Annotated in this window: 18 protein-coding genes; 6 read left to right on the top strand and 12 right to left on the bottom strand. The window is 67.7% G+C overall.

The window, feature by feature from the left end; all coding sequences use genetic code 11:
* Nucleotides 1-19: 19 nt before the first annotated feature.
* Nucleotides 20-700, top strand: coding sequence for a winged helix-turn-helix domain-containing protein (locus HFGMBDPB_RS14695; RefSeq protein ID WP_212645642.1), 681 nt, complete (start codon nucleotides 20-22; stop codon nucleotides 698-700).
* Nucleotides 701-712: 12 nt separating this feature from the next.
* On the opposite strand, the gene HFGMBDPB_RS14700 is transcribed toward HFGMBDPB_RS14695, so the two are convergent.
* From HFGMBDPB_RS14700 to HFGMBDPB_RS14725, 6 genes are all read right to left on the bottom strand, one after another.
* Nucleotides 713-1,720 carry a transketolase family protein gene (locus HFGMBDPB_RS14700; protein WP_212645643.1) on the bottom strand — a complete coding sequence of 336 codons (1,008 nt, stop codon included), beginning with the start codon at nucleotides 1,718-1,720 and terminating at the stop codon, nucleotides 713-715.
* Nucleotides 1,717-2,580 (bottom strand): transketolase, encoded by an 864-nt coding sequence (locus HFGMBDPB_RS14705; protein WP_209803279.1) that lies wholly within the window; start codon nucleotides 2,578-2,580, stop codon nucleotides 1,717-1,719. The genes HFGMBDPB_RS14700 and HFGMBDPB_RS14705 overlap by 4 nt, the downstream gene beginning before the upstream one ends.
* A gap of 33 nt (nucleotides 2,581-2,613) precedes the next feature.
* Nucleotides 2,614-3,873, bottom strand: a complete 1,260-nt coding sequence (locus HFGMBDPB_RS14710; protein WP_212645644.1) for a TRAP transporter large permease — start codon at nucleotides 3,871-3,873, stop codon at nucleotides 2,614-2,616.
* A 12-nt stretch (nucleotides 3,874-3,885) separates the two neighbouring features.
* Entirely contained in the window at nucleotides 3,886-4,428 is a 543-nt protein-coding gene (locus HFGMBDPB_RS14715) for a TRAP transporter small permease (RefSeq protein ID WP_212645645.1), read from the bottom strand.
* Nucleotides 4,425-5,432 carry a TRAP transporter substrate-binding protein gene (locus HFGMBDPB_RS14720; RefSeq protein WP_212645646.1) on the bottom strand — a complete coding sequence of 336 codons (1,008 nt, stop codon included), beginning with the start codon at nucleotides 5,430-5,432 and terminating at the stop codon, nucleotides 4,425-4,427. The genes HFGMBDPB_RS14715 and HFGMBDPB_RS14720 overlap by 4 nt, the downstream gene beginning before the upstream one ends.
* Nucleotides 5,433-5,494: 62 nt before the next feature.
* On the bottom strand, nucleotides 5,495-6,244 hold the full coding sequence (locus HFGMBDPB_RS14725; protein ID WP_212645668.1) for an SDR family NAD(P)-dependent oxidoreductase: 750 nt from the start codon (nucleotides 6,242-6,244) through the stop codon (nucleotides 5,495-5,497).
* Nucleotides 6,245-6,406: 162 nt separating this feature from the next.
* Here HFGMBDPB_RS14725 and HFGMBDPB_RS14730 point away from each other — a divergent pair, with 162 nt between their 5' ends.
* Both HFGMBDPB_RS14730 and HFGMBDPB_RS14735 read left to right on the top strand, forming a co-directional pair.
* On the top strand, nucleotides 6,407-7,321 hold the full coding sequence (locus tag HFGMBDPB_RS14730; RefSeq protein ID WP_016450592.1) for a LysR substrate-binding domain-containing protein: 915 nt from the start codon (nucleotides 6,407-6,409) through the stop codon (nucleotides 7,319-7,321).
* Nucleotides 7,322-7,578: 257 nt separating this feature from the next.
* Nucleotides 7,579-10,170, top strand: coding sequence for a putative bifunctional diguanylate cyclase/phosphodiesterase (locus tag HFGMBDPB_RS14735; RefSeq protein ID WP_223275343.1), 2,592 nt, complete (start codon nucleotides 7,579-7,581; stop codon nucleotides 10,168-10,170).
* A gap of 26 nt (nucleotides 10,171-10,196) precedes the next feature.
* On the opposite strand, the gene HFGMBDPB_RS14745 is transcribed toward HFGMBDPB_RS14735, so the two are convergent.
* From HFGMBDPB_RS14745 to HFGMBDPB_RS14770, 6 genes are all read right to left on the bottom strand, one after another.
* Nucleotides 10,197-13,013, bottom strand: a complete 2,817-nt coding sequence (locus HFGMBDPB_RS14745; protein WP_249343437.1) for a sensor histidine kinase — start codon at nucleotides 13,011-13,013, stop codon at nucleotides 10,197-10,199.
* 24 nt (nucleotides 13,014-13,037) lie between these two features.
* A complete protein-coding gene (locus tag HFGMBDPB_RS14750; RefSeq protein ID WP_016450588.1) occupies nucleotides 13,038-13,877 on the bottom strand; it encodes a substrate-binding periplasmic protein in 840 nt (279 codons plus the stop codon).
* A gap of 9 nt (nucleotides 13,878-13,886) precedes the next feature.
* Nucleotides 13,887-14,651, bottom strand: coding sequence for an HD-GYP domain-containing protein (locus tag HFGMBDPB_RS14755; RefSeq protein ID WP_016450587.1), 765 nt, complete (start codon nucleotides 14,649-14,651; stop codon nucleotides 13,887-13,889).
* Entirely contained in the window at nucleotides 14,651-15,022 is a 372-nt protein-coding gene (locus tag HFGMBDPB_RS14760) for a response regulator transcription factor (protein WP_017404901.1), read from the bottom strand. Before HFGMBDPB_RS14760 ends, HFGMBDPB_RS14755 begins: the two co-directional genes overlap by 1 nt.
* Nucleotides 15,023-15,233: 211 nt before the next feature.
* Nucleotides 15,234-16,484 (bottom strand): HD-GYP domain-containing protein, encoded by a 1,251-nt coding sequence (locus HFGMBDPB_RS14765; protein ID WP_016450585.1) that lies wholly within the window; start codon nucleotides 16,482-16,484, stop codon nucleotides 15,234-15,236.
* 74 nt (nucleotides 16,485-16,558) lie between these two features.
* Entirely contained in the window at nucleotides 16,559-18,256 is a 1,698-nt protein-coding gene (locus HFGMBDPB_RS14770; RefSeq protein WP_047327994.1) for a methyl-accepting chemotaxis protein, read from the bottom strand.
* A gap of 322 nt (nucleotides 18,257-18,578) precedes the next feature.
* Here HFGMBDPB_RS14770 and HFGMBDPB_RS14775 point away from each other — a divergent pair, with 322 nt between their 5' ends.
* The 3 genes from HFGMBDPB_RS14775 (at nucleotide 18,579) to HFGMBDPB_RS14785 (ending at nucleotide 21,715) form a co-directional block, all read left to right on the top strand.
* Complete coding sequence (locus HFGMBDPB_RS14775; protein ID WP_016450786.1) at nucleotides 18,579-19,055, top strand: chemotaxis protein CheW; 477 nt, start codon at nucleotides 18,579-18,581, stop codon at nucleotides 19,053-19,055.
* Between the two features lie 69 nt (nucleotides 19,056-19,124).
* Complete coding sequence (locus HFGMBDPB_RS14780) at nucleotides 19,125-20,885, top strand: methyl-accepting chemotaxis protein (RefSeq protein ID WP_212645647.1); 1,761 nt, start codon at nucleotides 19,125-19,127, stop codon at nucleotides 20,883-20,885.
* A 152-nt stretch (nucleotides 20,886-21,037) separates the two neighbouring features.
* Complete coding sequence (locus tag HFGMBDPB_RS14785; RefSeq protein WP_034348084.1) at nucleotides 21,038-21,715, top strand: phosphoglycolate phosphatase; 678 nt, start codon at nucleotides 21,038-21,040, stop codon at nucleotides 21,713-21,715.
* The last annotated feature ends 106 nt before the right edge of the window (nucleotides 21,716-21,821 follow it).

Raw genomic sequence — 21,821 nt, forward strand, 5'->3', positions numbered from 1 at the left:
TGCGGTCAAAGGAGCGAGCATGAAAGTCCTGATCGTGGACGCCCATCCTCCATCGGCGCAGTACCTGTGCCAGGGCCTGTGCCAGGACGGGTTCAACGTGGACGTCGCGCATGACGGCCGGCAGGGCCGCGACATGGCACTGAGCCGTGCCTACAGCCTGGTGGTGCTGGACCTGGACCTGCCCGCGTTGAGCGGGCGAGAGGTCCTGCAGGCCCTGCGCCGGGCCACAAGCACCCCCGCCATCGTGGTTGCCGCAAACGACAGCCTGGAGGACCAGGTGTTCTGCCTGCAGCACGGCGCGGATGACTACCTGGTCAAGCCCATCAGGCTGCCGGTGTTCCTGGCCCGCGCAAGGCTGCGCATGCGCGGGTCCGCCGGGCGGGAGGGCATGCGCCTGACTTTGGCGGATCTGGTGCTGGACCTGTCCAAGAAGCGGGTCGAACGCGCCGGTCGCCGGCTGGACCTGACCCGGCAGGAGTTCGCCGTCCTGTGGCTGCTGCTGCAGCGCCAGGGCGATGTGGTCTCGCGTGCCGAATTGGTGGAGCAGGTCTGGAGCCTGCCCGTGGATGCCTTGAACAACGCCGTGGACGTGGCGGTGTGCAGGCTGCGCAGCAAGCTCGACGATCCCTATGCGGTCAAGCTGCTGCACACGGTGCGCGGCATGGGCTATATGCTGGCGCTGCGGACAGATTCCCCGTGACCGCAGCCTTGCCTACCCCAGCCACTGCCGGATGCGCCCTGCCAGCGCCTGGGCGCTGATGCCGTAGCGCTCATGCAGCGTGGGAAGGGCGCCCGCGTCGAGGAAGGCGTCGGGCAGGCCCGCCAGCCGAAAGCGCGCGGGCCGCACATCGCGCTCCAGCAGGGCGCCGGCCACGGCCTCGCCCAGGCCGCCCACCACCGAATGGTTCTCCGCCACCACCACCAGGCGCGGCCCGCTGGCCACGGCCTGCACGATGGCCTGCACATCCAGCGGCTTGATGGTGGCGCAGTGCAGCACGGCGGCGCCCACGTTGTCCGTGGCCAGCAGCTGGGCGGCCTCCAGCGCGCGCATGGTCATGAAGCCGCTGCAGATGATGAGCACCTCGCGGCCCTCGCGCAGCATCTTGGCCTTGCCCAGCTCGAACCGGTAGTCGTACTCGTCCAGCACCAGCGGCACGTTGCCGCGCAGCAGCCGCATGTAGACGGGGCCGCGGTGCGCCGCGATCTGGGGCACGGCCTGGGTGATGTCCAGTGCATCGCAGGGATCGACGATGGTCAGCCCCGGCACGGCCCGCATCATGGCCAGATCGTCCGTGGCCTGGTGGCTGGGGCCGTAGCCCGTGGTCAGGCCGGGCAGGGCGCAGCAGATCTTGACGTCCAGGTTGTCCTCGGCAATCACCTGGTGGATGAAGTCATAGGCCCGGCGCGTGCCGAAGACGGCATAGGTGGTGGCAAAGGGCGTGAGCCCCTCCTTGGCCATGCCGCCGGCGGCGGCCATGAGCAACTGCTCGGCCATGCCCATCTGGAAGAAGCGCTCGGGGTGGGCCTGGGCGAACAGGTGCAGGTCGGTGTACTTGGCCAGGTCGGCCGTCATGCCCACCACATCGGGCCGGCTGGCGGCCAGCTCCACCAGCGCCTTGCCGAAGGGCGCGGCCTGCACGCGCTGCCCTTCGGCCGCGATGGAGGCAATCATGGCCGAGGTGGTCGGCCGGGGCTTGGGGATGGCAAGAGGCATGTTCATGGCAGGGCGGGCTCCAGGGGTTGCGATGCGTCCAGGATGGCTAGGGCCTGCTGCCACTCGGGCGGATCGACGCGGATGAAATGGTTCTTCTCGCGCTGCTCCAGGAAGGGCACGCCCTTGCCCATCAGCGTGTCGCAGAGGATGACGCGGGGCCGGTCCTCGGCCAGCGCCCGTGCCGCGTCGAAGGCCTGCACCACCTGGGCCAGGTCGTTGCCGTCCACGCGCTGCACATGCCAGCCGAAGGCGGCCCATTTGTCGGCCAGCGGCTCGAAGCCCAGCATGCGCGTGGACGGGCCATCGGCCTGCTGGTTGTTCACGTCCACCAGGCAGATCAGCCGGCCCAGGCCGTGGTGGGCGGCGGACAGCGCGGCCTCCCAGGTCGAGCCCTCGTCCAGCTCGCCGTCGGACATGGAGTTGTAGACAAAGGCATCGCTGCCCTTGTGGCGCAGCGCCAGCGCCATGCCCACGGCGATCGGCAGGCCCTGGCCCAGCGAGCCGCCCGAAATCTCCATGCCCGGCGTGTAGCTGGCCATGCCCGACATGGGCAGGCGGCTGTCATCGCTGCCATAGGTCTGGAGTTCCTCGTCGGACAGGATGCCCGCCTCGGCCAGGGCCGCGTAGAAGGCGATGGCGTAGTGGCCGTGCGAGAGCAGGAAGCGGTCGCGGCCCTCCCACCCGGGTTCATCGGGCCGCAGCCGCAGCGCGTCGCCATAGGCCACGGCCAGCACATCGGCCCAGCCCAGGGCCTGGCCTATGTAGCCCTGGCCCTGCACCTCGCCCATTTGCAGGGCGCGGCGGCGTATGCGCCAGGCACAGGCCGCGAGCCGGTCCAGGCGCTGTTGCAGTGGTTCTTGGTTCATGCATCGTCTCCTCGGGATGGAAGGGCGCGCGGCTCAGCGCAGGATGCTGGCCGGCACATAGGACACCAGCGCCAGCACCGCCAGCGCCACCAGGTAGAAGGGAATCAGCTCGCGCACGGTCTGGCCCACCTTGACCCGGGCCAGCGAACTCGTGATGAACAGCGTCGTGCCCACGGGCGGCGTGTACAGCCCCAGGGCCAGGTTCACGACCATCATGATTCCCAGCTGGGTCATGTCCATGCCGATGCTCTGGGCCAGCGGCACGAACACCGGCGTGAGCAGCAGCACGGCGGCCGGCAGGTCGATGAACATGCCGATGAAGAGCATCAGCAGGTTCATCAGCACGATCACCAGCCAGGCTGAATGCACATGCGACTGCACCCACTGGACGATGCCATCGGGCATGCGGTCGAAGGTCAGCAGCCAGCCGATGGCCGCCGAGGCCATGATCACCAGCAGCACCACGCCCGTGGCCAGGCCCGCATGCACCACCGCATCGTTGAGCCGGCGCCAGCCCAGGTCGCTGTACACCACGGCCGACACCAGGCCCGCATACAGCGTGGACAGCACGGCCACCTCGGTGGGCGTGGCGATGCCCAAGCGCAGGAACACGATGATCAGCACCGGCAGCAGCAGGGCCGGGCTGGCGTACAGCAGGTGGCGCCGGAAGGCGGGCCAGGCGAAGGGCGTGGTGTCGCGCGGAAAGCCGCGCCTGTGGCCCACCCACCAGCACACGCCCATGAAGCCCGCGCACATCAGCAGCCCCGGCACGATGCCCGCCACGAACAGCGCCGCAATCGATGCATTGGCGCTGAGCGCGAACAGGATCATGGGGATCGACGGCGGGATCAGGATGTCGATGGTGGCCGCCGCCGCCAGCGTGGCCGCCGAGAACGCGGGCGGATAGCCCAGCCGCCTGTGCCACGGGATCATCAGCGATCCGATGGCCGAGGCGTCGGCCACGGCCGAGCCCGACACCCCGCCGAACAGCGTGGACGACATCACCCCCACCTGGGCCGGCCCGCCGTGAAAGCGCCCTATCAGCGCCGACAGCACGCCCACCAGGGCCTCGCCCAGGCGCCCGCCCATCATCAGCGAGCCGGTGAGCATGAAGAACGGGATGGCGATCAGCGGAAAGCTCTGCACCTGGGCCACCATCTGCTGCACCAGCAGGTCCAGCGGCACGCGGTCCGAGGTGGCCGCCGCCGCCATGGCGCCCATGAGCAGCGCATGCGCAATGGGCATGGCGATCACGGCACCCGCCATGAAGACGAAAAGCATGATGAAGGACATGGCACCCTCCCTTCACCAGTGCGCGCCGGCCACGGGCCGGGCCGGTTCGGCAGACGCACCAGCGGCACCGGCCTGCGCGGATACCCGGTCCCTGCCCGCCACGCAGGCGCGCCAGGCCGACTGCAGGGCCAGCAGGGCCAGCAAGGCCATGCCCACCATCACGCAGCCATAGGTCAGCGAGCCGGGAATGCCCAGGATCTGGCTGCGCTCGTCATGCACGATCTCCAGCATGTTCAGCGTGGACCAGGCCAGCGTGGCGTACAGGGCGGCCACGGCCAGCCAGCCCAGCACGGCCGTGGCGCGCTGCACGCGGGCCGGCAGGGCCTCGACCAGGAAGCTGGTGGTGATGTGGGCGCCATGGGCGGCGGCCAGCACCACGCCCGACATCACCAGCCAGGGAAACAGCAGCTCGGGCACCTCGTTGGCCCACTGCAGGCTGGTGCCGCTGGCATAGCGCAGGGCGGTGTTGCACACCAGGATCACGAAGATCACCAGGGTGCTGGTCCACAGCACGGCGCGGCACAGGCCCGTGACCAGGCGTTCGATGAGGTTCATGGATGGCTCCCTGCGCTTGACTGCGCGCCTGCGGCCTTGACGACCTTGGCGATATAGGGGCCCGCAGGGCTGGCCAGCCACTTGTCCTGCACCTTGGCCGTGGCCTGGGCGAAGGCCCGCGCGTCGATGGTGCTCACCTCCACGCCCTTGGCGCGGAGGTTGTCCAGCAGCTTGTCGTCGGCCTCGCGCGCCAGCTGGCGCTGGTAGGCCGTGGCCTCCTGCGCGGCCTCGGCCAGCAGCGTGCGGTCGGCGGCCGGCAGCCGGTCCCAGCTGCGCTTGCCCATGATCAGCGGCGTCATCTGGAACATGTGGCCCGTCAGCGCCAGGTGCTTTTGCACCTCGTACAGCTTGCTGGCGTGGAAGTTGGCCAGCGGGTTTTCCTGGCCGTCGACCACGCCCTGCTGCAGGGCCACGTACAGCTCGGCGAACTTGATCTGCTGGGCCTCGGCGCCCAGGGCCTGGATGATGTCCACCAGCACCGCGTCGGGCGGCGTGCGCATCTTCAGGCCCTTGAGATCGTCCACGCTGCGCAGGGGCCGCTTGCTGTTGGTCATGTGGCGTATGCCGTTGTCCCAGTAGCCCAGCACCACCATGCCCTTGGCGGCCGATTTGTCGGCCAGCTCCCGGCCCAGCGGCCCGTCCAGCACCTGGAAGGCACGGGCCGGCGTGGCGAAGAGAAACGGCATGCCATAGGCCGCGTACTCGGGCACGGCCGCGGCCACCGCGCCCTGGGAATTGGCCGACAGGTCCAGCGCGCCCGTGCGCAGGGCCGTGACCATGGCCGCGTCGTCGCCCAGCTGGGCCGAGGGGGCGACCTGCACCTCGATGCGGCCCGCGCTGCGCGCCTTCACCAGCTCGGCGAACTTCAGCGATGCCAGGTGGCGCGGATTGTCGGGCGCGGCGCCGTGCCCCAGCGTGAGCTTGACGGCCTGGGCACAGGCCAGGGCCGGCAGCAGCAGGGCGCAGGCGGCCAGGGCGGCGCGGTGGAAAAGCGTGCTTTGCATGGTCTTGTCTCCTTTGCTTGGGTTGTGTGCGGCCATGCAGGCCATGGCCAGGCGCGCGGGGCTCAGTGGATGAGCATCCCGCCGTTCACATCGAGCGTGATGCCCGTGCAATAGGCGGCCAGGTCGCTGGCCAGGAATACGCAGGCGCCGGCCACATCGTCGGCGCGGCCCAGGCGGGCCAGCGGAGTCGTGGCGGAGATCTCGCGCTTGCGCTCGGGGCCGAGCTTGCCCTGGGTGATATCGGTCTCGATCAGGCCCGGCGTGACGCAGTTGATGCGTATGCCCTCGGCGCCGAACTCGCGCGCCATGGCGCGGGCCAGCCCCAGCACGCCGGCCTTGGCGGCCGAATAGTGCGGCCCGCCGAAGATGCCGCCGCCGCGCTGGGCCGAGACGGAAGAGATGCAGACGATGGCGCCCGCTTGCTGCCTGCGCATGGCCGGCAGCACGGCCTGGGACATGTACAGCGTGCCGCGCAGGCTCACGTCGAGCACGCGGTCGTAGTCGGCCCCGCCGATCTCCAGCGTGCCCACGGCCTGCGTGATGCCCGCGTTGTTGACCAGCGCGTCGATGCGGCCGAAGGCGCGCAGCACGGCGGCGGCCGCCGCCTCGCACGAGGGCTTGTCCGTCACGTCGGCCACCAGCCCCAGGTGCCCTTCGCCCAGCCGCGCGGCCGCGCCGGCCGGGTCGGCCCGCTCCAGGTCGAGGATGGCCACGCGGGCCCCCTGGGCGGCCATCTGGCGCGCCGTGGCAAAACCGAGTCCGTTGATCCCTGCGCCGCCGGTGATGATGGCGACCCTGTCCTTGAGCAGCATGTGCCTGTCTCCGCTGTAGTGGTGGTGGATGCAGCCCTCTTGGGCTGTCACGAGCATGAAGACAAACGATGTTTCATCAGCCTAAGATGACAGTTCTTCAGCTCACGTACGGGGTCTCCCGGGGTCTGCCCGTGAGCTGCCCGCGTCTTCGAGGAACTTGCCATGGCATCCATTCCCAGCAGTGCCCACCTGCAGGCCTTCGAGGCCGTGGCGCGCCGGCGCAGCTTCGCGCTGGCCGCCTCCGAGCTGCACCTGACGGCCTCGGCCGTCAGCCACCAGGTGGCCAAGCTGGAGGCGCAGCTGGGCGTGCGCCTGTTCGAGCGCAGCGCGCATGGCGTGCGCCTGAGCCGCCCGGGGCAGGCCTACCTGGAACGCGTGGGCGGCGCGCTGGCGGCCATCGTCTCGGCCACCGAGGACCTGCGCCACAGCATGAGCAACAGCCTCTACGTGCACTGCGCGCCCAGCATCGCCAGCCTCTGGCTCATGCCCCGGCTGCGGGACTTCGCACGGGCCTGCCCGCACATTGCGCTGAACCTGTCGGCTGCGCATTCGCACAGCGACTTCGCGCTGGGCCAGGCCGATATCGACATCCGCTACGGCATTGCGCAATGGCCAGAGCTGGAGGTGGAGCCCCTGTTCGAGGAGCACATCCTGCCGCTGGCCAGCCCCGCGTTCGTGGCCGAGCATGGGCTGCAGCGCGTGCAGCAGTTGCTGCATGTGCCGCTGATCCAGAGCAACGTCAGCATCGTCCAGTGGTCGGACTGGTTCCAGGCGTTCTCGCAGCTGCGCGCGCCAGAGCGCTTTGCCGTGCGCTTCGACCGCGCCCAGATGTCGCTGGACGCGGCCACGCAGGGCCTGGGCGTGGCGCTGGAAAGCGCCATGAACGCGGGCGGCCACATTGCCGACGGCCGGCTGGTGGCCCCCTTCGGCATGGACCGGGCCCTGCGCGTCAAGGCCCACTTTGCCGTCTACCCCGCGCGCAACGCCCGGCGCCCCGCCGTGGCGGCCTTCCTGGCCTGGCTGCATGCCGAGGCCGCCCGCACCGAGCAGCAGCCCTGCCGCCAGTGCCCGGAATGAGTTGGCGGCCGGACCGGGAAAAGGGGCCGGACAGATATTCCCGCATCCGGCGGAAAAGGCCTGCGATGCAATTTCTCTATGAATGAGCGAGTGCGCGGCAAATGGTTTTATTGCCCCCTGTTTTCGGCGAATGACGACGCGATTGCCAGCAGGGATTGGCAATAATTCCGGACAGCCATATACACAGGGAGTGCCACGCTGAAATGGCCAAATCAGCAAGACGCCGATTTATCGGACTGATCACGGTGAGCTACGGATTGCTCGCATTCGCCTGGATCATTCTGTCCGACAAGCTGTTGTTCGCGTTGGCAGGCAGTGCGGATATCGGCTGGCTTTCCGTCGCCAAGGGGCTGTTCTTTGTGCTGGCCACGGACTTCCTGCTGTTCTTCGCGCTGTGCTCGGTGCCGGCCGCGCACAGCGGCGGCGCCTCCGCCATCACCCAGGAAATGGGGCCGCGCCGTTTCCCGGTCTGGGCCTCCTATCTGTTTGCCCTGGCCATGAGCCTGGCCGTGCTGGCCGCCAGCAGCACGCTGGCCAGCCATTTCGGTGAACGCTCGCTGCTGCTGCTGTTCATGCTGCCCGTGCTGGTCAGTGCGCTGATCGGCGGCCTGGGGCCGGGCCTGCTGGCCACGGCCTTTGCGGCCTACAGCCTGGACCAGACGGACGGCGTCGCCGTGCGCGACTGGGCGCAATGGGGGGTGGTGGCCGTCAACGGCCTGGCCGTGAGCGTGCTGGCCGAGACGCTGCAGCGTTCGCTGCGCAAGGCCAACATGCAGCGGCAGCTGCTGGACTCGGTGATCTCCGGCACCTCGGATGCCGTCTTCGTGAAGGACCTGCGCGGGCGCTATCTGCTGGTCAACCGGGCCGCCGCCAGCCTGGTGGGCCGGCAGGCCGAAGACATCGTGGGCAAGGACGACTTCGCGCTCTTTCCCTTCGGCATCGCCAGCGCCATCCGCAGGAAGGACCAGGCTGTGCTGCGACAGGAGGTGGCCACGCATGAGGAGCAGCTGACGGTGGAGCCGGGCAGGACGCTGGACCTCCTGGTCACCAAGGGCCCGGTGCGCAATACGGCAGGCCACATCGCAGGCCTGTTCGGCATCTCCCGGGACATCACCGAGCGCAAGCGCTTCGAGCGCGAGCTGGCCCAGGCCGCCGTGGTGTTCGACAGCAGCCACCAGGGCATCATGGTGGTCGATCCGGCGCGGCGCATCACGCGCGTCAACCCGGCCTTCACCCGCATCACCGGCTATGCGCCCGAGGAGGTGATCGGCCAGACGCCGCGCGTGCTGTCCTCGGGCCTGCACGGGCCGGAGTTCTACCGGCAGATCTGGGCCTGCATCGCGCGCGACGGCTTCTGGCACGGCGAGATCTGGAACCGCCGCAAATCGGGCGAGATCTTCGCCGAGATGCTGTCCATCTCCGCCGCGCAGGGTGCCGGCGGCGAGATCGAGCACTACATCGGCGTCTTCACCGACATCAGCCACATCAAGGCCCATGAGGCCGAGCTCGACCGCGTCACCCACTACGACCTGCTGACCGGACTGCCCAACCGCCGCCTGCTGGTCGAGCGGCTCAACCAGGCCATGCTGCGCACGGCGCGCGAGGGGCGCTCCCTGGCCGTGTGCTTTCTGGACCTGGACGGCTTCAAGGAAATCAACGACCTGCACGGCGTTGCAACCGGCGATGCGCTGCTGGTGGGCGTGGCCGAGCACCTCAAGAGCGTGCTGCGCTCCGAGGACACGCTGGCCCGGCTCGGTGGCGACGAGTTCGTGCTGCTGCTGTCGCAGATCGGCTCGGTCGAGCACTGCACCTCCATCCTCGACCGGGTGCTGGAGGCGGCCAGCCGCCCCGTGCCCGTGCAGGACCGGGTGCTGACCGTGACCGCCAGCGTGGGTGTCAGCCTCTACCCCGACGACCAGGCCGACCCCGACCTGCTGCTGCGCCATGCCGACCAGGCCATGTGCGTGGCCAAGCAGGCCGGGCGCAACCGCTACCAGCTGTTCGACCCGGAAAACGACCGCAAGGCCGATGCGCGCCGCCTGCAGCTGGGCTGGCTGCGCCGTGCGCTGGAGCAGGGCGAATTCCTGCTGCACTACCAGCCCAAGGTGGAGCTGGGTGGCGGCAGGCTGGTGGGCGCCGAGGCCCTGCTGCGCTGGCACGACCCGCGCCAGGGCCTGCGCTCGCCGGCCGAGTTCCTGCCCTTCATCGCGGGCAGCGACCTGGAGCGACCGCTGGGCGACTGGGTCATCGGCGAGGCCGTGGCCCAGGCGGCACGCTGGCTCGACCAGGGCCTGGACCTGTGCGTGAGCATCAACGTCAGCGCCAACCAGCTTCTGGATGGCGGCTTCCACGCCACCATGGCCCAGGTGCTGGCCCGGCATCCCGAACTGCCGCCGCACCTGATCGAGCTGGAAATCCTGGAAAGCGCCGCCATTGCCGACATGGAGCAGGCCATCCAGGTGATGGGGCAGTGCCGGCAGCTGGGCATACGCTTTGCGCTGGACGACTTCGGCACCGGCTACTCCTCGCTCACCTACCTGCGCAAGCTGCCCGTGCAGTCGCTGAAGATCGACCAGAGCTTTGTGCGCGACATGCTGGCCGACCCGGACGACCTGGGCATCGTTGAAGGCGTGATCCAGCTGGCCAGCACCTTCCAGCTCGAATCCGTGGCCGAAGGCGTGGAAACCCCCAGGCATGCGCGCCGCCTGCGCGAAATGGGCTGCCACGTGGCCCAGGGCTACGGCATCGCCCGGCCCATGCCCGCCGACCAGCTGCCCGCCTGGGCCGCGCGCTGGCAGGCAGGGGACAACTGGCTGGTGCATGGGCGGCACATGCCGTCCGAGGCCTGAGCCTCGCGCCACCGCGCCCGCGCAGGCTATGTCAGCTCGGCCGGTCGGGTCTCCTGCGCACTGCGGCTGGGCAGGATGATGGTGAAGATGGCGCCGCCTGCCGGGCCGTTGCCGGCCACGATGGTGCCGTCCATGGCGTCGATGATCTTGCGGCAGATGGCCAGCCCCAGGCCCGTGCCGCCCGAGCCGTCCTTGGTCTTGCTGGACTGCACGAAGGGCTGGAAGATCTTGTCCAGCTCCTGTGGCGGAATGCCCGGGCCCTGGTCGGAGAAGGCGATGCAGATATCGCCCTGCCCGTCGATGCGGCCCTGCACATCGATGCGCCCGCCGATGGGCGAGAACTTGATGGCATTGGCCAGCACATTGCGCACCACCTGCTGGAAGCGCACGGGGTCGGCCTTGGCGATCAGCGGGGCGTCGTCGAGTTCGAGCCGCAGGTCGATGAGCTTGTGCTGCTGCTGCGGCTCCAGCTCGCGCACGACCGGCCGGATCAGGCTGCGCAGGTCCGTGCGCTCCAGGTGGATGGTTCCCACGGCGCTGTCCAGCTTGGCCACATCGAGCAGGTCATTGACCAGGGCCAGCATNCCGTCGATGCGGCCCTGCACATCGATGCGCCCGCCGATGGGCGAGAACTTGATGGCATTGGCCAGCACATTGCGCACCACCTGCTGGAAGCGCACGGGGTCGGCCTTGGCGATCAGCGGGGCGTCGTCGAGTTCGAGCCGCAGGTCGATGAGCTTGTGCTGCTGCTGCGGCTCCAGCTCGCGCACGACCGGCCGGATCAGGCTGCGCAGGTCCGTGCGCTCCAGGTGGATGGTTCCCACGGCGCTGTCCAGCTTGGCCACATCGAGCAGGTCATTGACCAGGGCCAGCATGCGCTGGCCTGCCGCATGGATGTCGTTGAACATGTCGGCCATGGCGGGATTGCCGCGCGAGCGCAGGCTGCCCAGCTCGGCAAAGCCCATGATGGACTGCAGCGGGGTGCGCAGCTCATGGCTCATGTTGGCGACGAACTCCGACTTCACGCGGAAGGCCTCCTCGGCCGCGTCGCGGGCCTCGCGCGTGGCATGCTCGGCCGCGCGGAATTCGCTCACATCCACAAAGATGCTGAGCACGCCGGTGGTCTGTCCCTGGGCATCCTTGACCGCCGCCTTGGAGATCTGCACGTCGCGGTAGCTGCCGTCCATGTGGGGCAGCCGGGCCTCCAGCACCATGCGCTGGCCCGAGCGCATCACGACCTGGTTGCTGCGTATCTGCAGCAGGGCATCTTCGCGCGAGTGCAGGCCCTTGATCTCGTGGCCGAGCACGGCATAGCGGCCGCGGCCGAAGAAGTCCTCCCAGGCCTTGTTGACCAGTACCACGCGGTGGTCCGCGTCGGTGACCAGCATGGGCAGGGGCGTGGTCTCGAACAGCAGGTGCTGGAAGGCCAGCTGGGTCTGCAGCTCCTGCTGTGCCTTCCAGCGGGCCGTCACGTCCACGGCGCTGCCCGCGAAGCCCACGAGCCGGCCGTCGCGCAGCAGGGGGACGACGGCGATGTCGCAGAGTATTTCCCGGTGGCCCGGCAGCTGGAACATGGCCTGGCAGTTGCGCAGGGCCAGCTTGGCCTGGGGGTCGAGCAGGGCATGGATCTGCGGTCTGCAGGCTTCGCGCGCGATGCCTTCCAGCGGCTGCCCCAGCGCCTCGACGCTGGGCTGCCCGGTCCATTGCTCCCAGCGTGCGTTCACGAAGGTCAGCCGGCCCTGGATGTCGGTGCGAAAGATCAGCTCCTGCACGCTGCGCATGAGCACGGCCATCTCATGCTCGCTGCGGGCCAGGCGCGCCTGGGCCTTTTCCATGGACTGCTGGGACGACTTCTGGACCCTGCGGGTCTTGAGCACCGACCCGCTCAGGCCCAGCACCAGGGCAAGAAGCGCAAGGCCGGCAACGAAGAAGGCGAATGCCTTGTCGCGCCAGCGCGCGACCACCTCCGAGTAGGGCTCCTCCACCACCAGCAGCAGAGGCCAGTTGCGCACGGTGCGAAAGGACACGACCTCATGGGAGCCGAGCATGCCCGCGCCGACGTAGGAGCCGAATTCGCTGTGCGGCAGCCATTGCCGGAACAGCGGTGTCTGCAGCACGGCGGTCGCCTGCACGCCGGTGCCCGCATTCGTGCTGGCCAGCGCCTGGCCGTCGTAGCTCAGCAGCATGGCCTCGTAGCTGAGGGACTCCAGCGTGGACTGGTAGAAGTTGGCCAAGGCATCAGGATTGATCAGGGCCACCAGCACGGCCGGTGCGCCGTTGTCGCGCTTGAATGCGAGGATCTGGGGCAGGTAGCGGACGCCCCGCGGTGTCGCATGCGGTGTCGCTGCCAGGGAGGAGAGGCTGCGGCCGGTGACCAGGCGTCCCAGCTGGACCTTGCCCGGGACCGGAGCCGATGCCCTGTCAGGCAGCAGCTTGTGCAGCTCGATCTGCAGGCCGGCCTCGCCCGCTTGTGTGCTCGCCAGGATGCGTCCTTTGCCATCGAGCAGCGCCATGCTGCGCAGAACCGGCAACTGGCCGACCACTTGCGCCAAGGCCGCCTCGCGCGCTGCGCCGGGGCTGTCGGCGGACAGGATGACCGGGTTGTTGGCCAGGCTGGCCAGGGCGACCTCGCCGGTCTCGAAGGTCTTGTTCGTCTGATCCTGCAGCACACGGGCCAGCAACGCCGCCTGGGCCTTGCTCTGCTCGGCCTCGGCATGCAGCTGGCTCCAGACGAACAGCACCAGCCCGGCAAGCACGCACAGGGCAAAGGTCAGCACCAATGCCTTGAGGTGGGCGCTGCGCCTGGCCCCCAGAAAATGATGCGTGCCGGCTCGGCCAGACATGATGAAGGCGCTCCATCGGAGGGTTCAAGGCGCGACGATGGCGCTCAGCCCGTGGTTGCGCGCTGCCCGGGCCAGGCGGCCGTCTCGCCGGATGTCGGAGACGAACTGGTCCAGGCGCGCCAGCCACTGGGCGTCGGCAGGACTGGTTGCATAACCGTAGGGAAGCACGTGGAACGGCTTGGGCGGTGCGATCAACCGGGCCCAGTCGGAGCTGTCGAGCAGCCGGCGGCTGTAGGGGTAGTCGGTCATGAACACATCCACGCGCCCTGCCATAAGCTCCTTCTCGCGGGTCTGGGGCGGCTCGATGGACACGATCTGCGCATGCTTGAGCGTCTCGCGCATCACGGGCTCCATGAAGGTGCCGCGCTGCACGGCGACCTGCACGCCGGGCTGGTCGATGTCCGCCCAGGACTGCACGGCCTGATTGCTCTTGGTGGTGACGCCGTAGATGTCGCTGTTCAGATAGGGCTGCGTGAAGCGCAGCTGCTTTTGCCGCTGGGGGAGTATGCCCACGGCGAACATGGCGACATCGCAGCGCGACTCCAGCAGGTCAGGTATCAGCCTGGGAAAGGAGGAATCCACATACTGCAGCCGTACGCCCAGCTCCCTGGCCAGCTCCGCCGACAGCTCTGCATCCACGCCCGTCAGCCGGCCCGTGCGCGGGTCGCGGAAGGTGATGCCGTAGTAGTCGGGCCATATGCACACACGCAGGGCGCCCGTGGATGCAATCCGCTCCAGCACCTCGCCAGCTGCGGCAGAGCCGGACCATGGCACCAGACACAGCAGCAATCCGGCAACGGCTGCCAGGCGGGCCAGCACGCGCCTTGGGGACGGTGCGCCGAAACATGTCGATGATGGATGCATGGCGGGCTTTCAGGGTGTGTCGATCAGATCGGTGAAGGACGGGGACTGCCGGGTCAGCGCCAGGCGCAGCGCATCCAGCTCTTCGATGTTGTCCATGAACGCGTCGACGATGCCGGGATCCAGGGCCTTGCCCCGTTCCGCCGCGATCATCTCCAGGGCCCGTGCTCGCCCGAACGCCGGCCGGTACACCCGGTCCATGGTGAGCGCGTCGAAGATATCGACGATGGAGGTGATGCGCGCCGACAGCGGGATGTCCTCGCCTGCCAATCCCTGCGGGTAGCCCTTGCCGTCGAAGCGTTCGTGGTGGCTGGCGGCGATTTCGGCCGCCATCTGGAACACCGGGATGCGCGACTGGCCCAGCAGATGCGCGCCGATCTCGGCATGCCGGTTCATGACCAGGCGCTCCTGCGCATCCAGCGGGCCCTGCTTCTTGAGGATGGTGTCCGGAATGCCGACCTTGCCGATGTCATGCATCGGGGCCGCCTTGCGCAGCAGGCTGGCGAATTCGATGCGGCAGCCCAGGCGCAGGGCCAAGGCCTCCGACAGGTAGCCGATGCGGATGATGTGCGAGCCGGTGTCGTCGTCCTTGAACTCGGCGGCCATGGCCAGGCGCAGCAGGGTCTCGTGGTGGGCGCGTGTCACTTCCTTGAGCAGATCGTTGCGCTCGCGGTACATGCGGCCGAAGTCCTGGATGAGCTGCTCCATCTGCTCCACGGCCGCAGGATCGAAGCGTCGCGATGGCTCCCGGGGGGAGGCGGTCTGGTACTGGGCCATCAGTCGATCCTCTCGAGCTTTTCGATCGTCTCCAGCAGCTTCAGGGTGCTGAAGGGCTTGACCAGGTATTCGTCGGCTCCGGCCAGCAGGCCCGCCTTGCGGTCCTCGGCGCTGCCCCGGGCCGTCAGCAGGATGACCTGCGTATGCAGCAGTTCGTAGGAGCGCTTGATGCGGCTGCACACCTCCAGGCCGTCGAGCGTGCCCGGCATCATGATGTCGAGCAGGACGATGTCGGGCCTGAGCCTCTCGGCCATCGCCCAGGCCTCGTCGCCATCGCAAGCCTCTATGACGTCAAAGTCGCTGAATTCCAGTGTCATGCGCAGCAGCTTGCGGATGTCGGCATGGTCCTCGGCGATCAGTATCTTTTGCATGGGGAGATCTTTCATGCCGCAACAAAGGTGTGGGCCGGCATGTGAATCATAAATATCAATTCAATCAAATTTTATTGAATTTATCTATCAAATCTGTTGCCTGGCCTGCACGCCCGTGGGCGCCGGATGCTGCCGCCCGCAGCGGGGCGGGTTCCGGCCCCAGGCCGGGAACAGGTCTTTTGCCCCTGTGCGGGAGCCGGCAGCCCCGTCTTTATGTGGCCCGTTCCCAGGCCGGGTCTTTCCACAGGGCATCGAGGTCGGTGAAGCCCCATTTCGCGGGGTCTTCCCGACTGGCTATCTTCTCCTGGCACCCGGGCCGGGCCAGGTCAACGGTCTCCGGCGCCATCCGCATGCCGCTGGCCGTGGAATAGAACACCTTGACCTGCGGACAGGTCAGGGACTGGCGGCCAGGGTCCACGACGACCCCCAGCCTGCCCGTTGTCAGCCGCACCAAAGAGCCCACCGGGTAGATGCCTATGCTTTTGACGAAGGCCTGGAATACGGTCTTGTCGAAGTGCCCGGCGCTCCATTCGGCCATCTTGTGCACCGCCTCGGCAGGGTCCCAGCCACGCTTGTAGGGGCGGTCCGAGGTGATGGCGTCGTAGACATCGCAGACCGCGCCCATCTTCGCGAACAGGCTGATGTCCTCGCCGCGCAGCCCGTGGGGGTAGCCTGTGCCATCCACCTTCTCATGATGGTGAAGGCAGACGTCCAGCACCACCGGATCATCGACACCGCCGGCCAGGAGCAGCTCCAGGCCTCGCGCCGGATGCTCGCGGACCTCGGCAAACTCCCTGTCGGTCAGGCGCCCCGGCTTGTTCAGGATGGGGGCGGGGATCGCCATCTTTCCAATATCGTGCAGCAGCCCCGCATAGCCCGCCTGGCGCACCTGCTGCGGTGGCAGGTCGAGCTGGCGTGCCAGCACGATCATCAGGGCGCAGACCGCCACCGAGTGCATGTAGGTGTAGTCGTCGCTGCTCTTGAGCCGGGCGATGCTGACCAAGGCGCACGGATTGCGGATGATCGACTCGGACACCTCGGCGACCACGGAGCGGGCCTCGTCCTGGTTGATCTCCCTGCCCATGCGCGCCTCGCGGAACATGGCGGTGATCGCCTGCCTGGACTGGCGGCAGATCCGGGCGGCCCGCTTCACCTCCTCATCGAAGGCAACGGGCCGCAGCTCGCACTCCAACTCGGCCAGTTGCGAGATCTCGGACAGTTGGGCGTCGATCACGGTGTCCACCTGCTCGCGCGAGCAAGACGGCTCGTCTTGCGCGACATCCAGGCCCTTGGCGGTATCGATCCACACTTCCTGGATGGGGGCGTGCAGGATCCTCGCCAGGTCGGCAGGGTCTTCCAGCCTGAAGCGGCTGCGCCAGAACGGATGCTCCATCCAGCTGCCGCAAAAGCTCTCCAGAAACATGCCCAGCCGCAGCTGCCGCACACTGATGCGCTTGATCATGAACAAGGGCCCCGCAACGGTTCACATGAATACGTCATCTTGCCGCCATTTCCTTGCTTCTGTACGGATCCAGGTCAGAAGGCCGCCCATTCCTCCTCCTTGACCTGCGGTTGCGCACGGGCCGGCGATACGCTTGCCTGAACGGCCGGCAGCGCTTGCCTGGGCCCCATGGCCTGGACGTTGGCGGCACGCGGCGCGGCGGGGTGGCTTGCCCCATGCTCGGGGTGCATCCTGAATGTGGAGACGATCTGCGCCAGAGAAGCGGCCTGCTGCTCCAGGCTGCCCGCAGCGGCCGAGCTTTGCTCGACCAGCGCCGCGTTCTGCTGCGTCATCTGGTCCAGCTGGCTCACCGCCTCGCCGACCTGCCGGATGCCTACCGCCTGCTCGGCCGATGCGCTGGAGATCTCGCCGATCATGGTGTCCACGCTGCGCACCTGCTCCACGATGCGGCCCATCTGCTCGCCAGCCCGGGTGGCCACCTGGGTGCCTTGCTCGACCTTTTCCAGGTTGGCACCGATCAGCTCCTTGATCTCGCGGGCCGCCGTGCCCGAGCGCTGGGCCAGCGCGCGCACCTCGCTGGCGACCACCGCGAAGCCCCGGCCCTGTTCGCCGGCCCGCGCGGCCTCCACGGCAGCGTTGAGCGCCAGGATATTGGTCTGGAAGGCAATGGCGTCGATGACGTTCGTGATCTCGGCGATCTTGCGCGAGGCCTGCGAGATGTCCTGCATGGTATGCACCACCAGGGCCACGGACTGGCCTCCCTCGGCAGCCGAGGCCGACGCGGCCGAAGCCACCTTGCTGGCCTGCTGGGCCGTGTCCGCATTCGTGCGCACCGTGGCCGTGAGCTCCTCCATCGATGCGGCCGTCTCCTCGAGGTTGCTGGCCTGCTGCTCGGTGCGCTGGCTCAGGTCCAGGCTGCCGGAGGCGATCTCGCTCGACCCCGTCGCAATGCTGTCGCTGCTGAGGCGAATGCTTGCCATGATCTCGCGAAGCTTGCCGTTCATGTCGCGCATCGCGCCCAGCAGCCGGGCGGGCTCATCCCGGCCCTGCACCACGATGCTGGCCGTGAGGTCGCCCCGCGCCACGGTGTCCGCCACCGAGACCGCCATGTGCAGGGGCTCGGTGATCGAGCGCGTGATGGCCCAGGCCAGCACGGCGCCCAGGGACACCGCCAGCGTGGCCAGCCCGCCGAGCAGGTACAGCGCCAGGTGGTAGTCCTTCTCGGCCTGCTCGGTGGCCTTGCGCCCGCCCTCCTGGTTCAGCGCGATGTCCTGGCCCACGACGTCCATGAGCTGGGCGAAGGCCTGAGCGGTCGCACCCGTGGCCAGTGCGCGCGCCTGGGCCACCTGTTCGGGGCCCCCGCTGGACAGCTCGACCATCTTTCGGTCAGCGGCTCGGGCCGCGTCCCACAGCACCAGCATCCTTTCATACAGCTGCCGCTCCTCTGGCGAGGACACCAGCTTTTCATAGACGGCCAGGTCCGACTGCAGTGACTTCTGGGCCTGCAGCAGCAGGTCCTCCTGGGCGCGCTTCCTTTGCGCGTCCTCCTCGATCACGTGGCGCAGCCCGGCGCGGCGTGCCGCGTTGGCTGTGGCGCGGATCGAGGCCAGCACATTGGTGGAAGGCAGCCAGTTGGTGCCCAGGTCGTTGGCATTGAACTGGACCCGGGCGATCTGCAGTGAGCCGATGGCCGCGACCGTGCTCAGCAGCAGCAGGAGCAGGGTGAAGGCAGCGATGAGCCGTGTGCGGATGGACAGAAGGCGAAGGAACATGGTGGTGGGGCTCCAGAGAAGTGGCTAGGAATTTTGATCAATATGATGCAATTGATAATTTACCAAGCTTGAGTTCATCTAAGGGGATTGAATTTATCAATTCAGTCTCGCCAAGCCATTGCTCCGGGATCTGCTGCGCCGAGCCGCCACGCAGTCCTCTACCTCCTTGGACAAGCCGTCGCCACAGCCCGGCAGCGCTTGGCGACGGCTCACGTGTCGAAGCATCAACACCCCCAAAAATGTAACAACCGGTTGTGCTGTTCTTTTCTCTCTGTTAAATTTTTATCAAATTCATCAAATAAATTTGATTGGAGTGATGAAGATGCCACCTACACTGACAACCGACACCGCCAGGCAATGGCTTTCCTTCCTTGTGGACGATGAGGAGTTCGGCATCGACCTGCTGCAAGTGCAGGAGATCCGGTCCTACGAGTCGCCCATGCGCATTGCCAATGGCCCCGCCTACTTCAACGGCGTGCTGGAACTGCGCGGGGAGGTCATTCCCGTCATCGATCTGCGGCTCAGGCTGGGGCTTGCGGCCAAGCCGTACGACGCCTGCACCGTGACCATCATGCTGCGCCTGCCTGGCGGAGTGACGGGCATGGTGGTGGAGGGTGTCACCGACGTGGTGACGCTCATGCCGCAGGACCTGCGCGCCGTGCCCGCCATGGGCGGGGGCCTGGTCAATGACTGCCTGCTGGCCATGGGCGTGCTCGAGGAGCGTTCGCTGCTGCTCATCGATGCCGACAAGCTCCTGGTGACGGCCACGGCAGCCCTGCCGGACTGCGCTGTGAGCTGAGCCATTTGCTCCGGCACACCTCTTTCCCGCCTCTACGCCGCAATTTGCCAACCCAACTGGAGACGCGCCATGAATCCCCGCTTCTGGACGGTCAAGACCAAACTTTCCGTGGCTTTCACCTGCCTGGCACTTCTCACCGTAGTGGTGTCCCTGCTGGCATTGCAGGCGCTGCGCGAGGCGAACCTGAATCTCGTGCACTTCGTCGAAGGCATCAACGCCCGTGCACACCTGGCAGAGAGGGTTCGCACAGCCGTGGACCGCAGGGCGATCGCGGCGCGCAACCTGGTGCTGGTGACCTCGCCTGCAGACCTGGCGGCGGAGAAGGATGCCGTGACCTCCGCGCACACCGACGTCAACACCTCGCTGGCCGAACTCCAGGCCAAGATGGCTTTGAAGGATGTTGCGACCGATGCACGCGATCTGGTTGCCAAGATTGTGGGCGTGGAGCAGCGCTATGGACCGGTTGCGACCGATATCGTGGCCCTGGCTCTGCAAAACCAGAAGGAGGCAGCGATCCGCAAGATGAACGAAGAGTGCCGGCCCTTGCTGGCGCAGCTGATCGAGGCCACCCGCCAGTACAGTGAACTGACCCGCATCCGTTCACAGCAGATGATCGAGGAGGCCGCGCAGGCCTACGCGCACCGCAGAAACATGCTGATCGCCGCCAGCGTCACGGCCTTTGTCCTGGCCGTGCTGATGGGGCAACTGATAGCACGCGGCCTGACGCGCTCCCTGGGCGCAGAGCCGGCGCAACTGGGCGATGTCGCCCGGCAGATCGCCCAAGGCAATCTCAGCCCTGAACTGCTGCGCCACCAGGCCCCTGAAGGCAGCGTCCAGGCATCGCTCAATGCCATGCTCCAGAGCCTGGCCTCGGTCGTGCAGGACGTGCGCAGCAATGCCGACGGGGTGGCGGGCGGCAGCACGGAGATCGCCAACGGCAATGCCGACTTGAGCCAGCGCACCGAACAGCAGGCCAGCGCCTTGCAGGAAACTGCAGCGTCGATGGAGCAGCTGTCGACCACCGTCAAGCAAAACGCGGACAACGCCAGGCAGGTCAATCAACTCGCCCTGGGCGCAAGCCAGGTGGCCACCAAGGGCGGCGGCTCCGTGCAGGAGGTCGTCAACGCGATGCAGGACATCAGCGAAAGTTCGCGCCAGATCGGCGAAATCGTGGGCGTGATCGACGGCATCGCGTTCCAGACCAACATCCTGGCGCTCAATGCCGCAGTCGAGGCTGCGCGCGCAGGCGAGCAGGGCAAAGGCTTTGCCGTGGTGGCCGGTGAGGTGCGCAACCTGGCGCAGCGCAGCGCGCAGGCCGCCCGGGAAATCAAGCAGCTCATCGCCACCAGCACCACACGGGTCAAGCAGGGCACCGAGCTGGCCGACCAGGCTGGCGCCACCATGGCGCAGGTGCTGCAGTCCATCCAGCGCGTGACCGACCTCATGGGGGAGATCAGCAGTGCCAGCGATGAGCAAAGCGCGGGGGTGGCGCAGGTCGGCAAGGCCGTCAGCCAGATGGACCAGGTCACGCAGCAGAATGCGGCGCTGGTGGAGGAAAGCGCGGCAGCGGCGGCCAGCCTCAGAACGCAGGCACAGCAGCTGGTTCAGGCCGTGTCGATCTTCCAGCTGGGCGGCCAGGCGGCACAGCCTGCCTCGACACCGCCGCTGTCGCAGCCGACGGTGCAGGCGCGCAATCCGGCACCCGCGAAAGCGGCGCTCCCCGCCCGCCAGGCTGCCCGGCCCGTGCTGCGCCCCGTGAGCCCGGTGAGCCCTGCGCACAAGCAGGCGCAAGCGCAGGAGCAGGAGCAGGACGACTGGGTGTCGTTCTGATCAACGGCCCCTTGCGTGCGCCGGGGTGCGCGGCCGCCGCCATGCCGGGTCTGCCAGGAGCCGCAGGGCCCAAGTCCAGGGCCCGTGCAAGTTCTGATATTTTCAGCGCTGTTCCTGCGCAGGCAGCCCCCGGTTATCGATACTCCATGGCCATGATTGCAAACCTTATTCCGTTGAACCCCACGCACCTGGATGCCGCCATCGTCGATCTCGACGGCACCATGGTCAACACCCTGGGCGACTTCGCCGAAGCCCTCAACCGCATGCTGGCGGACCTGCAACTGCCGGCCATCGCCCCGCAGGCCATAGAGAACATGGTGGGCAAGGGCTCGGAGCACCTGATCCGCTCGGTGCTGGCCCATGTGGGCGCGGCCGATGTGGACGCCGCCTATGACCAGGCCTGGACACGCTACGAACACCATTACCTGCAGCTCAACGGCCAGTTCGCCGATGTCTACCCGGGCGTGCTCGAAGGCCTGCAGGCATTGCGCGCGCGCGGCCTGCGCCTGGCCTGCCTGACCAACAAGCCGCTGTCCTTCGCCCGGCCGCTGCTGGAGCAAAAAGGCCTGGCACCGCTGTTCGAACAGGTCTTCGGCGGCGATTCCTTCGAGCGCAAGAAGCCCGACCCGCTGCCCCTGCTCAAGACCTGCGAGGCCCTGGGCACCTCCCCGGCACGCACGCTGATGCTGGGCGACTCCAGCAACGACGCCCAGGCCGCGCGCGCCGCGGGCTGCCCCGTGGTGCTGGTGAGCTACGGCTACAACCACGGCCAGCCCGTGCGCCAGGTCGATGCCGATGGCTTCGTCGATGCGCTGACCGAACTGGCCTGATTTGCACAGTTCCAGGTTTTTTGGAAAAAGAATGGGATTTGGCGATGGTTAACGCACTTTGACGGTGCGATTTATGTTTTTGCTAGAGTCGTCTGCTTTGCCATCC

This window comes from Delftia sp. PE138, assembly GCF_018320755.1.
Taxonomy (GTDB): domain Bacteria; phylum Pseudomonadota; class Gammaproteobacteria; order Burkholderiales; family Burkholderiaceae_C; genus Comamonas; species Comamonas tsuruhatensis.

What these genes read in the sequence shown, in the direction of transcription:
- HFGMBDPB_RS14695 (WP_212645642.1), top strand. Translation starts at nt 20, where the DNA reads ATGAAAGTCCTGATCGTGGACGCCCATCCTCCATCGGCGCAGTACCTG.
- HFGMBDPB_RS14700 (WP_212645643.1), bottom strand. Translation starts at nt 1,720, where the DNA reads ATGAACATGCCTCTTGCCATCCCCAAGCCCCGGCCGACCACCTCGGCC.
- HFGMBDPB_RS14705 (WP_209803279.1), bottom strand. Translation starts at nt 2,580, where the DNA reads ATGAACCAAGAACCACTGCAACAGCGCCTGGACCGGCTCGCGGCCTGT.
- HFGMBDPB_RS14710 (WP_212645644.1), bottom strand. Translation starts at nt 3,873, where the DNA reads ATGTCCTTCATCATGCTTTTCGTCTTCATGGCGGGTGCCGTGATCGCC.
- HFGMBDPB_RS14715 (WP_212645645.1), bottom strand. Translation starts at nt 4,428, where the DNA reads ATGAACCTCATCGAACGCCTGGTCACGGGCCTGTGCCGCGCCGTGCTG.
- HFGMBDPB_RS14720 (WP_212645646.1), bottom strand. Translation starts at nt 5,432, where the DNA reads ATGCAAAGCACGCTTTTCCACCGCGCCGCCCTGGCCGCCTGCGCCCTG.
- HFGMBDPB_RS14725 (WP_212645668.1), bottom strand. Translation starts at nt 6,244, where the DNA reads ATGCTGCTCAAGGACAGGGTCGCCATCATCACCGGCGGCGCAGGGATC.
- HFGMBDPB_RS14730 (WP_016450592.1), top strand. Translation starts at nt 6,407, where the DNA reads ATGGCATCCATTCCCAGCAGTGCCCACCTGCAGGCCTTCGAGGCCGTG.
- HFGMBDPB_RS14750 (WP_016450588.1), bottom strand. Translation starts at nt 13,877, where the DNA reads ATGCATCCATCATCGACATGTTTCGGCGCACCGTCCCCAAGGCGCGTG.
- HFGMBDPB_RS14755 (WP_016450587.1), bottom strand. Translation starts at nt 14,651, where the DNA reads ATGGCCCAGTACCAGACCGCCTCCCCCCGGGAGCCATCGCGACGCTTC.
- HFGMBDPB_RS14760 (WP_017404901.1), bottom strand. Translation starts at nt 15,022, where the DNA reads ATGCAAAAGATACTGATCGCCGAGGACCATGCCGACATCCGCAAGCTG.
- HFGMBDPB_RS14765 (WP_016450585.1), bottom strand. Translation starts at nt 16,484, where the DNA reads ATGATCAAGCGCATCAGTGTGCGGCAGCTGCGGCTGGGCATGTTTCTG.
- HFGMBDPB_RS14770 (WP_047327994.1), bottom strand. Translation starts at nt 18,256, where the DNA reads ATGTTCCTTCGCCTTCTGTCCATCCGCACACGGCTCATCGCTGCCTTC.
- HFGMBDPB_RS14775 (WP_016450786.1), top strand. Translation starts at nt 18,579, where the DNA reads ATGCCACCTACACTGACAACCGACACCGCCAGGCAATGGCTTTCCTTC.
- HFGMBDPB_RS14780 (WP_212645647.1), top strand. Translation starts at nt 19,125, where the DNA reads ATGAATCCCCGCTTCTGGACGGTCAAGACCAAACTTTCCGTGGCTTTC.
- HFGMBDPB_RS14785 (WP_034348084.1), top strand. Translation starts at nt 21,038, where the DNA reads ATGATTGCAAACCTTATTCCGTTGAACCCCACGCACCTGGATGCCGCC.